We start from the raw sequence: 10560 nt of genomic DNA, 5'->3' as shown, positions 1-10560 counted from the left end.
GCCGTACGCTCAGGCCGTAGCTTTGCGCGCCAACGCAAACGCGCAGCCAGCCGAGGTTGTGAGGGCTACAAACCGACGCGCTGAAGAAACACCACCGCCCAACCTCCGTGCAAAAAAGCTGGCCACAAGCGGTCGGCATAGGCTCGTCCGGAGAACGAGAAATCTCGCCTAGACAGCCGGAACAGACGATGATCACATCACCGCCAGCCCAGCTAGACCGCCTGATTGAGCGGCAGAGGCCTGGTCATCGCCCGACGGCCATGGCGGCTGGCTGCTTCGGGGGGCTTGCCTTGGGCAGGGCTGCAGCTTAGGTTGATGACATTGGGGGAACAGCATGCCCTGCAGAACGACACACGTCACTTTTGTTAAATTAATAAGCTAGCTACCTATTGGGCATAACCTTGCAATTTGCTTCAATTTACGCACATGCACTTGCGACCTCAAAATGCAACGTAAGCCCCGAATATCTCCATTATTGTCGCCGCCAGCCTTAGTTACAGCTGCTATGATGAATGAGATCGAAAACTGAAATCCCCCACTAGAATTGTTGACTGGAGTCAAAATGAATAAAAAGCGGCCGGTTAATCTTGATATTCGAACCATTCAGCTTCCTCTCACGGCGCTTACATCGATTCTGCACCGGATTTCAGGAATTATGCTCTTTATTTTTCTGGGACTGATACTGTATATGCTGAGCAAATCGTTGGAGTCAGAAAAGGGTTTTAATGAAGTCAAGGAGATTTTTTCTTCACCTTTCGGCAAAGTTAGTTTCTGGTTGGTATACTCTTCATTTATTTATCATCTCGTAGCCGGAATTCGACACCTAGTTATGGATGTGGGTGTTGGTCATACTTTGAAAGGCAGCAATCGCGCCTCTACTATTGTTTTAGTAGTGTCGGGTGTTTTAATGGTTGCTGGCGCCGTATGGATTTGGTAGCTGTGGAGTCGTAATGCGTATTTACAAGGACTAAAAGCGTCCTTTAAAGCTAACTTACGAAAGTATTTATAATCGACGGTTCACGCTTAAACGGTTGAATCCTTTCGGGCTTCCGAATAGCTGTTAGCTGAAAGCTATCATGAGCTAAGTTTTCTGTGCATCATCAAATGTGTTAATGGGAGCGCCATAGTACTAGGTACAAATATGGCTCTAGGACAATGTTAGATGTTTTGGATTTTGAGGCGGATCGCTCTTATCGAAGATCGTCTAATTCGCTCTGAAGCGCAGGTTTTTTGAAACTATCACCTGGTTGGCACACTGTGCGAATCAACATCAGATATGAGAAAGCCAATCAGGTGAACACTACCCTCGAGGGCTCATCTGTCCAGTTAAAGCCTCGAGTCTTTCTGGGTGCGCAAAAGACAAGAAGGTTATATGGGAAAATTATGAGGCCTGGATACCATGCGTCATGGGCGTGCCGATGCTGTGAGTGACAGAGCGAGAAGCAAGTGAAAGTCCCTGAAGTAGGGGCGGGATGCGCCCGAGTGGCATTTTTTGTCTTAAGGTAGATCGCGTAGCTGTTCTTCAGAATAATCTTCAGAGCGTTGACGACAGCCATCGCTGTGCATTCCTCAAGAATAGAATGTGTCGGAAGGGTGGCGTCATTGGTGTTAGTCATCGCTTAGGATTTCTCAATCTGGCTTACACGGGCGCCTGTACCGATATCCCCGCGGATGGCGACGTATCGATGTTGAATTCCTCGCCAGACGAAGTGCAATGAGCTGCGGCTATAGGCTTGCGCAGCCTTAGATAGCCGGCCGTCGCAGGCGCGCCGGTTGGCCGGGATCTTCTTCTGCCCGTCAGGTGTCCGGTCGGAACTCCAGCACGAACGCTACGACCTTTTCGGCGGACATTTCGCACGGCTTCAACAATGTCCTATCTGATGTAACGCGGAAGAGGTTGAAGCTGACAATGTCAGTCCCGTCCAACTCCCTGGCGAACAGACTGTTGCGACGTCCGTCCCCAGATCGCCGGACGATCAAGCTGAAACGCCGGCCTTCATAAGTCCCTTCTCTGTATCCCTCCGCAAGCTTCGCGAAAGCGGCATCGAACTCGGAATGCTCCATGTCATCCATCCTTATTGATAGAACAGAGGCGCGGCGGGTGCGAGACCGCCAGTGCCGGGTCGCGCTAAGGTGCCGGGCAGATTCCTGCAGCCGACGAGGCCCGGGGTGGGCAGGATAATTGAGATGTCGGCGCCCGCATGGCTATCAGCGAAGTCGTCCGTCCAGTCTGCTAGGCAACGTCCACGCCTTTCCAGAAAGCGATGTAATCCCGGATACCCTCGGCATCCGGAGTGGGGGCGGGATAGGTCCAAGCGGCGTTCACGTTGAGCGCGTCACCCGCGCGAACATGAAAGAAGCGCGCGGCGCCTTTGATCGGACAGACAGATGTGTGCGGGCTCATCTCAAGCAGGCTCAGGTCGACTCCTGACGGTGGGAAGTAGTGATTTCCCTCGACGATGACTGTTTCGTCGCTTGTGGCGATAGTAGTGTCTTTCCAGATGGCTGAGACCAACGGACTCTCCTTTTGTATTCATCAACCGGCGAAGGCTCGCGGGCTGGCTGCCCCAAGCCGCACCTCCTCAGGTGGCAGGCGGGTTGCGCCCGAGAAGTTTGTCGAGCTCGCCTCTGACATCGAGCGCGAATAGCTCATCGGAGCCACCGATAAGGGTGCCATTGATGAAGATCTGCGGCACGGAGCTTCGCCCCGACGCTTCCGCCATGGCCTGCCGGTGAGCCGGATCCGCCTCAATATCGAGCTCCTTCCATCGCACGCCCTTTTCCTTGAGGAGCGCCTTCGCTCGGCGGCAGAACGGGCACCAATTCGTGGTGTACAGCAATACATCAGTTGTCATATTGCATCTCCGGCAGTTGCACGCGGATCGCTGTCATGGCGTTGATCTCCAATTCGCGGCGTTCAAAGATGGCGACTGCACCTTGGCCGACATCGGAGCAGATGCTGACGATTGGCCGCTATCCAGGCGACATGGCCCAAAGTGCTTTCACCGCCAGGCAGAGGCCGCACGCGCCTCCTGTAGCGCCGAGCCGATGCTCTAAGGTAACCGAGCCTCGATTGGGACGGAAGCGGTCCCGCTCGAATCGCCCATCATGCTGGTCGAGCATATCAGGACGACGGATAGTGCAGGAACTTTCAAATTGAGCTTGATGTCGAGCCAGGTATCGCGAGCGAAGGCGTTCTAGAGGCCGGGGGGTACGAAGACTGTGTTCGGCAAAACGGTTCACGTTGATCGCCAAAGCTTCCCAGGGCGCACGTCTACGATCGGCGCGACGTGAGATAGCTCGCGCCGCTAGCCCCCGTAGCGCTCCGTCTTGATGATGGAGGCGTCCAAGCCCGCCAGCAGCGCGCTATCGGTTGCGATGTTGACGAATCCGTTAGACCCGCAGACGAACACTTGCGTCGGCTTTCCCTGAAGCCTGGTTAGAATTTCTTGGACCATCATGCCGTCGATCCGTCGCGCAAAGTCCGATGCGCGAACCGGTTTCTCGCGCGTAATCGCGAGCGCCAGGACGAACGCCGGATCGCTGATTTCGATGCAATGAAGTTCTTCTGAGAAGAGAACGTCCTCGGCGGTTCGTGCGGACAGGAGCAACGCTGTCGGAACGGCTTGGGCCAATGCGCGGCGCTGCCGGATCATTGCCATCAACGGCACGAGGCCGGAGCCTCCCCCGATCAACAGAACCGGATCTATGGCAGGCTCAGGCCAAAGGAAATGGCCACCGAGCGGACCGCGAACTTCGATTTCGTCACCAATCGCCGCGATGTCGTGAAAAAACGGCGAAACTTCGGCATCCGGCATGCGCTCGATAGCTATCTCGACGATCGGGGTCGAAACTGCCGATGACGCGATCGAGTAGCTGCGCATTGCACTGTAGCCGTCGGGCGCGGTCAGCCGGATATCGACGTGCTGACCTGCGGTGTGCGCGAACGGCTTGCTCAACCGAAGGAAGAAGCTCTTGATACTCGGTGTTTGCTGGATGATGTCGTCGATCACGCATGATTGCCACGAACGGACTTGCGCTTCGTTTTCAGTCATGGGTGTATCGTTGTTCGCGCCACGGATCGCCGTAGATGTGATAGCCGTGCAGCTCCCAAAAGCCGGCCTCGTCACGCGTCGTGAATTGCAGCGCATTCACCCATTTGGCGGATTTCCAGAAGTAAAGGTGCGGCACTAGAAGACGCGCCGGCCCCCCATGATCGCGGGAAAGTGGCTTGCCCGCATAACTGAGGGCGACCATCGCTTTCCCGGAAAGCAGATCCGTCAGAGGGACGTTTGTCGAATAATTATCGTAGCAGTGCGCCAAGACGAAATCGGTAGGCCGATCAAGCTCTGCATCTGCAAGGATGTCTTCAATGAGTACACCCTCCCAAACGGTATCCAGTTTGGACCAAGAGGTGACGCAGTGAATATCCTTTGTCACCTGGGTCTTTGGTAGAGTGTTGAATTCGCCCCAATTCCACGTTTTGACGGGCTTCGGACCAATTTTGACTGTGAATTTCCAGTCGGAGGGCTCTACCCTCGGCGTAGGGCCGGCCGACAGAACAGGGAAATCCTCCACCAGATGCTGACCTGGCGGAATCCGATCGGACTGGTCGCCTGAACCGCGACCGGTGAAACCTCTGGTGACCATAGTGACCCCTCTTGCTCGATACGGCAGACCGAAGCCGGCCTTCATTTCAGTACTCTGCGTAAAGCATTTGCCCGCACATCCGCCGAATAAGCCAATCGACTAAAAATCAGATACAGATGCTCTATCATCGTAAAAAATCGCGTATCGAACATAGCGTCAGGCCAGCATGATTCCCAATACCCAATGGCTATAGGGTAGATAACCCCAAGGCTGCGTACGCTGATCTGCGGTATGCGGAGCGGAAGTTGCAGGTTCGCTCTCAAACGGATGGGCAGCGTGCAAAGCTCAAGGCTCACCAGCGCATGGTTGCCCAGTTCGCGCTCGCCGGCAGCTTGAGTATATTAAGGACGAAATGTCGATCTGATCTATTCTGGCTTCAGGAAATAGGGAAAATAAGGTCGGACGTTCGCGCACCGTCGCGACGCGCGATCATCCACTAAGCTTCTGTATCGGGGTTGGAGGATCAGATGAACGAGATCGAACGACAAGCGCCTGAGCTGCGGGTGCAAAAATGGATTGGCAAAGATGGGGAAAGTATCGCGCCGTTCAAACTGTCAGATATCGGGCCCGGCCCGAAAATCTTGTTTGCCTTCCAGCATTGGTGCCAAGGTTGCCATTTGCATGGGTTTCCGACGCTACAAAAGTTGCATGCAGCGTTGAGCTCAAAAGACGTGGGGTTCGCAGTGATCCAGACCGTCTTCGAAGGAACGCATGAGAATACCTTCGAGAAGTTGCGCGTGAACCAGCTCAAGTATGAGCTTCCTATCGTTTTCGGTCACGACGAGCAACCGACCGGCTCGCCGTTTCCAACCTTCATGGAAGACTACCGCACACGAGGAACTCCGTGGTTTACGGTTATCGACGCTGGCGGTAGCATTGTTTTCTCGGACTTCCATCTCGACGCGGAGCGACTAGTGAAGCAACTTGAGCAAGGTTAATCGTTGGAAGGTGGGCAATCATCCTGATTGCCACCCATCCCCTGATGCCCACTACAGGCGTTGCGCGCTGTAACTCTGTTGATCAGCGTGCGAAAACCCGGATCCGGATAGGAGGAGCGTCAACGATTGAATCAATCCGTTGGGAGAGGGCGGCTCCGCTCCGTCAGCTCGGCAATAGATAACCCATTCTCGCCGAGCAACTCTCTGATCCGATCGACGATATGAGCCCCTAGCGCCGCTGTCTTGGTCCCCCCCACAGATTCCCAAGATGCGAGTTCACACGCCGATACCTCGTGGTCAGCGCCGAAGTGCTTCTGTCGGTATGTCACCGCCGCCCTTCAATGATAAAGGCGCGGTAACGGGAACCGGCAAAGCGATGAGCAGCGATGGTTTGGTAGGCGGGACTGTCATACCAGTCGCGAGCGGCCTGCATCGTCGGGAAACGCAAGATTACGGCCCCTTCGATGGGCGGCCCCTCCAAATGCTGGATCGCGCCATAAGCGGCGAGAAAGGTAACGTCGTGACCATCGAACGATGGTCCGACGCCTGCAGAATAGGTTGCGAGTGCATGTGGGTCGCTGGTTTCTTCCCGCGTAAAGACGACGAACGCTTCCATCATTAGGCCTCTCAAAGGTTGGATCTGTTGGCCATTACCACCGGTGATGGCCTCACAGTCGTCAGGCTGGCAACTGGAACCCGATTTTCATGAGTGCCTCGACGCACGCATCCTGATCCTGCTGATAGTTGCCTCCGGAGATGCCTATGCCGCCGATCAACTTCCCATCCTCCAGAATCGGATAACCGCCGCCGACAGCGACCATCCGAGGGCGATAGGCTAGCGGCGCCACTTTTGGATCGTTGGTCACATAGTCGTTCCAGACATGGGTCGGGAACCCAAACGAGGCGGAACTCCAGGCCTTGTCGATGGCAACATCGACGGTAAGGAACGGCGCATCGTCGGTGCGCTCGAACGCGCGCAGGTTACCGGTGGCGTCGACGACGGCGACGGCAGCCGGGATGCCGATGGCACGGGCCGCAGCGAGCGCCGCGTCGATGAGGGCGACTGCGGTTTCGCGGTTGATCGAGGCGGTGGCAATAGATTTGGTCATGGGATTCTCATCGCTGGGGCATAACCCGTTCGGCTTTTTGAGGTTGGACAAGATGTTTGGCGATCGCGGTCGTTAGAAGCCTTCGAGGGGCGAATAGAGAAAACGGAAAAAATCGTACGCTAAGGTTTTCCGGGCAACCGTAGCGGCCTGAACTTCCCGTCTTCAAGCCGGCGGCTCTGCCGCCAGACGTAATCGCCGGTTAGGTTGATGTGTTCCCAACCCAGCGGCGACAGGTATTGCAGCAGCTCGCCGTCCACCGGCTTACCAGCCTCGACCAGCCCCTGGGTGGCGCGTTCCAGATACACTGTGTTCCACAGCACGATAGCCGCCGTCACCAGGTTGAGGCCGCTGGCCCGGTAGCGCTGCTGCTCGAAGCTCCGATCCCTGATTTCGCCGAGGCGGTTGAAGAACACCGCCCTGGCCAGGGAGTTGCGCGCTTCACCCTTGTTCAGGCCGGCATGCACGCGACGGCGCAGCTCGACGCTTTGCAGCCAGTCGAGGATGAACAGCGTGCGCTCGATCCGGCCCAGCTCGCGCAGGGCCACGGCCAGTCCGTTCTGGCGCGGGTAGCTGCCGAGCTTGCGCAGCATCAGCGAGGCGGTGACGGTGCCCTGCTTGATCGAGCTGGCCAGGCGCAGGATGTCGTCCCAGTGGGCACGCACGTGCTTGATGTTCAGGGTGCCGCCGATCAGCGGGCGCAACGTCGGGTAGGCTTGCACGCCCTGCGGCACGTACAGCTTGGTTTCGCCGAGGTCGCGGATGCGCGGCGCGAAGCGGAAGCCTAGCAGGTGCATCAGGGCAAAGACGTGATCGGTGAAGCCGGCCGTGTCGGTGTAGTGCTCCTCGATCCGCAGGTCGGACTCGTGGTACAGCAGGCCGTCGAGCACATAGGTGGAATCGCGGACGCCGACATTCACCACGCGGGTGCTGAACGGCGCGTACTGGTCGGAGATATGGGTGTAGAACAGCCGTCCCGGCTCGCTGCCGTACTTCGGGTTGACGTGCCCGGTGCTCTCGCCCCGGCCACCCGCGCGGAAGCGCTGGCCATCGGAGGATGAGGTCGTGCCGTCGCCCCAGTGGGCGGCAAAGGCGTGGCGATACTGGTGGTTGACCAGCTCGGCCAAGGCCGCCGAATAGGTTTCGTCGCGGATGTGCCAGGCTTGCAGCCAGGACAGCTTGGCGTAGGTCAGGCCGGGGCTCGACTCGGCCATCTTGGTCAGCCCGAGGTTGATCGCATCACCGAGGATTGCGGACAGCAGCAACGTCCTGTCTTTGGCCTCGGCCCCGTCCTTCAAGTGGGTGAAGTGGCGGCTGAAGCCCGTCCAGTCGTCCACGTCCATCAGCAGTTCGGTGATCTTGATGCGCGGCAGTAACTGGCTGGTTTGGTCGATCAGCGCCTGCGCCCGATCCGGCACCGCCGCATCCAGCGGGGTGATTTTCAGCCCTGACTCGGTGAGGATGGCATCGGGCAGCTCGTTGTCCTTGGCCAGGCGGGTGACGGTGGCCAACTGCTCGTCCAGCAGCTGCAAACGCTCTTCCAGGTACTGGTCGCTGTTCGGGTTGATCGCCAGGGGCAGGGCCTGCTCGCGCTTGAGTGCGGCGAACTTCTCGGCCGGCAGCAGGTAGTCGTCGAAGTCGCGGAACTGCCGCGAGCCCTTGACCCAGATGTCGCCGGAGCGCAGGGCGTTCTTCAGCTCGGACAGGGCGCAGATTTCGTAGAATTTCCGGTCGAGGCCTTCCGGGGTGATCACCAGCGGCTTCCAGCGCGGCTTGATGAAGGCCGTGGGTGCATCGGCCGGCACCTTGCGCAGGTTGTCGGCGTTCATCTCACGCAGGGTCTGCACGGCTGCCAGCACGCCTTGCGCGGCCGGCGCGGCGCGCAGTTCCAGCACCTCCAGCAAGGCCGGCGTGTAACGGCGCAGGGTGGCGAAGTTCTCGCCGACCAGGTGCAGGTGGTCGAAGCCTTCCGGCCCGGCCAGCAGCTCGGCCTCGCTGACGCTCTCGGTGAACTCGTCCCAGGGAATCACCGCCTCGATGGCGGCATAGGGGTCGCTGCCGCTTTCCTTCGCTTCCAGCAGCGCCTGGCCGATCCTGGAGTACAGGCGCACCTTGTCGTTGATCGCCTTGCCCTGCTTCTGGAACTGCTGCTGATGCTTGTGCTTCGCGCCGCTGAACAGCTTGACCAGGATGCGGTCATGCAGATCGACCAGCTCATCGATCACGGTCGCGGTGCTCTCCAGCACCACGGCGGCCAGGGTCGCGTAGCGGCGCTGCGGCTCGAACTTACCGAGGTCTTTGGGCGTCATCTGCCCACCCTCGCGGGCCAGCTTGAGCAGGCGGTTCTGGTGGATGTGCCGGCCCAGGCCTTCGGGCAAGTCCACCAACTGAAATGTCTTCAGCCGCTCGATGTGTTCCAGCATGTGCCGAGAGTTGGGTTTCAGCGGTGCCTGGCGCAGCCAGGTCAACCAGGTGATGCTGCTGCCGGCCTTGAGCTTCAACAGCTCGTCCAGCTTGGCCCGATGCGAGTCCGTGAGTGGTTCGACCAGGGCGCGGTAGACCCGCCGATTGGCTCGCGCAATGGCTTCCGAGCAGGCCCGGTCAATCACGCTCAGCGCCGGCAGGATGCGTCGTTTCTGCCGTAGGCTCTCCAGGGCCTGACCGGCCAGCAGCAAGCCTTTGTCGGTCTGCTGGGCCAGCTCGGTTAGCTCGCGCACCAGGGCGCGGAAGTCGGACAGGCCGAACGGGGCCAGTTGCAGGTCGGTGCGCAGTTCCTGGGCATGCTCGCGACGGGTCACGTCGCGCTCGCCGTACTTTGCCCAGCTCGCCGGCTCGGCCTGGACTTGCTTCGCCACCCACAGGATGACCGGCTCGGGCAGCTCGCTGTCGGTTCCCAGCGCGTAACCGGGGTAGCGCAGCAGGCAGAGCTGCACGGCGAAGCCGAGGCGGTTGGCGTCGCCGCGTCGCTGGCGGATCAGCGACAGGTCGGAGTCGTTGAAGGTGTAGTAGCGGATCAGGTCATCCTGGCTTTCCGGCAGCGCAAGCAGGGTGTCCCGCTCCGTGGCCGAGAGGATCAAGCGACGCGGCATGTGTCAGTCGTCCGTGCGGAGGTACTGGTAGAGGGTTTCCCGGCTGATGTTGAACTCGCGGGCAAGCTGCGCCTTGGGCTCGCCGGCCGTCGCTCGCTGCCGCAGGGTAGCAGCCTGCTCATCGGACAGGGCTTTCTTGCGGCCCCGGTACGCGCCACGCTGCTTGGCCAAGGCGATGCCCTCACGCTGCCGCTCGCGGATCAGGGCGCGCTCGAACTCAGCGAAGGCCCCCATCACCGACAGCATCAGGTTGGCCATCGGCGAGTCCTCGCCAGTGAACACCAGGCCCTCCTTCAGGAACTCGATGCGCACGCCGCGCTGAGTCAGCTTCTGTACCAAGCGACGCAGGTCATCGAGGTTGCGGGCCAGCCGATCCATGCTGTGCACCACCACTGTATCGCCTTCGCGGACGAAGCTCAGCAGCGCTTCGAGCTGGGGGCGCTGGGTGTCCTTGCCCGATGCCTTGTCGGTGAACACCTTGCTCACCTGGGTTTGTTCCAGCTGGCGTTCCGGGTTCTGGTCAAAGCTGCTGACCCGGACGTAGCCGATGCGGTGCCCCTGCACGATGTCTCCTTGGTTGAAGGCGGCTTAAGTGCACTTTCTGTTCCGTTGTGCCTCAAAGCCCATTTCTGTCAGGCTGAAATCTATGACCTTCGCGGGCATGTGTCAACGAATGCGAAAGATGTCGTTTTCAGAAGACGACCGCACCATCTGACTGGATGTAACGCCTGGTGTGCATACGGCTCCTGACAGCCCAATATCAGGAGTCGTCTGCAC

Annotated in this window: 11 protein-coding genes; 2 read left to right on the top strand and 9 right to left on the bottom strand. The window is 58.8% G+C overall.

From position 1 onward, the window contains the following. Positions 1-562 precede the first annotated feature (562 nt). Complete coding sequence (gene sdhC, locus BLS08_RS25860; RefSeq protein WP_005005993.1) at positions 563-937, top strand: succinate dehydrogenase, cytochrome b556 subunit; 375 nt, start codon at positions 563-565, stop codon at positions 935-937. 860 nt (positions 938-1797) lie between these two features. Here the strand turns inward: sdhC and BLS08_RS25850 are convergent. The 5 genes from BLS08_RS25850 to BLS08_RS25830 form a co-directional block, all read right to left on the bottom strand. Further along, positions 1798-2064 carry a hypothetical protein gene (locus tag BLS08_RS25850; RefSeq protein ID WP_003464988.1) on the bottom strand — a complete coding sequence of 89 codons (267 nt, stop codon included), beginning with the start codon at positions 2062-2064 and terminating at the stop codon, positions 1798-1800. Positions 2065-2233: 169 nt separating this feature from the next. After that, on the bottom strand, positions 2234-2515 hold the full coding sequence (locus BLS08_RS25845) for a DUF427 domain-containing protein (RefSeq protein WP_003464986.1): 282 nt from the start codon (positions 2513-2515) through the stop codon (positions 2234-2236). A gap of 67 nt (positions 2516-2582) precedes the next feature. After that, positions 2583-2855: a glutaredoxin 3 gene (gene grxC, locus BLS08_RS25840; RefSeq protein ID WP_005005995.1), complete on the bottom strand. Its 273-nt coding sequence runs from the start codon at positions 2853-2855 to the stop codon at positions 2583-2585. A gap of 453 nt (positions 2856-3308) precedes the next feature. Further along, positions 3309-4055, bottom strand: a complete 747-nt coding sequence (locus tag BLS08_RS25835; protein ID WP_002118292.1) for a ferredoxin reductase — start codon at positions 4053-4055, stop codon at positions 3309-3311. After that, complete coding sequence (locus BLS08_RS25830) at positions 4048-4695, bottom strand: sulfite oxidase-like oxidoreductase (protein ID WP_002118288.1); 648 nt, start codon at positions 4693-4695, stop codon at positions 4048-4050. The genes BLS08_RS25835 and BLS08_RS25830 overlap by 8 nt, the downstream gene beginning before the upstream one ends. A 422-nt stretch (positions 4696-5117) precedes the next feature. Here BLS08_RS25830 and BLS08_RS25825 point away from each other — a divergent pair, with 422 nt between their 5' ends. Further along, the gene (locus BLS08_RS25825; protein WP_003464979.1) at positions 5118-5588 is read left to right on the top strand and encodes a TlpA family protein disulfide reductase; all 471 of its coding nucleotides are present in this window, start codon (positions 5118-5120) and stop codon (positions 5586-5588) included. Between the two features lie 325 nt (positions 5589-5913). On the opposite strand, the gene BLS08_RS25815 is transcribed toward BLS08_RS25825, so the two are convergent. From BLS08_RS25815 to BLS08_RS25800, 4 genes are all read right to left on the bottom strand, one after another. Then, positions 5914-6204, bottom strand: a complete 291-nt coding sequence (locus BLS08_RS25815; RefSeq protein WP_023109439.1) for a DUF1330 domain-containing protein — start codon at positions 6202-6204, stop codon at positions 5914-5916. Positions 6205-6265: 61 nt separating this feature from the next. Then, entirely contained in the window at positions 6266-6697 is a 432-nt protein-coding gene (locus tag BLS08_RS25810; protein ID WP_005006001.1) for a GlcG/HbpS family heme-binding protein, read from the bottom strand. Between the two features lie 119 nt (positions 6698-6816). Further along, entirely contained in the window at positions 6817-9783 is a 2967-nt protein-coding gene (locus BLS08_RS25805) for a Tn3-like element TnAs1 family transposase (RefSeq protein WP_058199794.1), read from the bottom strand. A gap of 3 nt (positions 9784-9786) precedes the next feature. Then, positions 9787-10347 (bottom strand): recombinase family protein, encoded by a 561-nt coding sequence (locus tag BLS08_RS25800; protein ID WP_001161490.1) that lies wholly within the window; start codon positions 10345-10347, stop codon positions 9787-9789. Positions 10348-10560: the final 213 nt, after the last annotated feature.

Origin of the sequence: Ectopseudomonas chengduensis, from assembly GCF_900102635.1 — a bacterium.
Lineage (GTDB): Bacteria > Pseudomonadota > Gammaproteobacteria > Pseudomonadales > Pseudomonadaceae > Aquipseudomonas > Aquipseudomonas chengduensis.
This window is presented reverse-complemented; position numbering and strand designations above follow the sequence as displayed.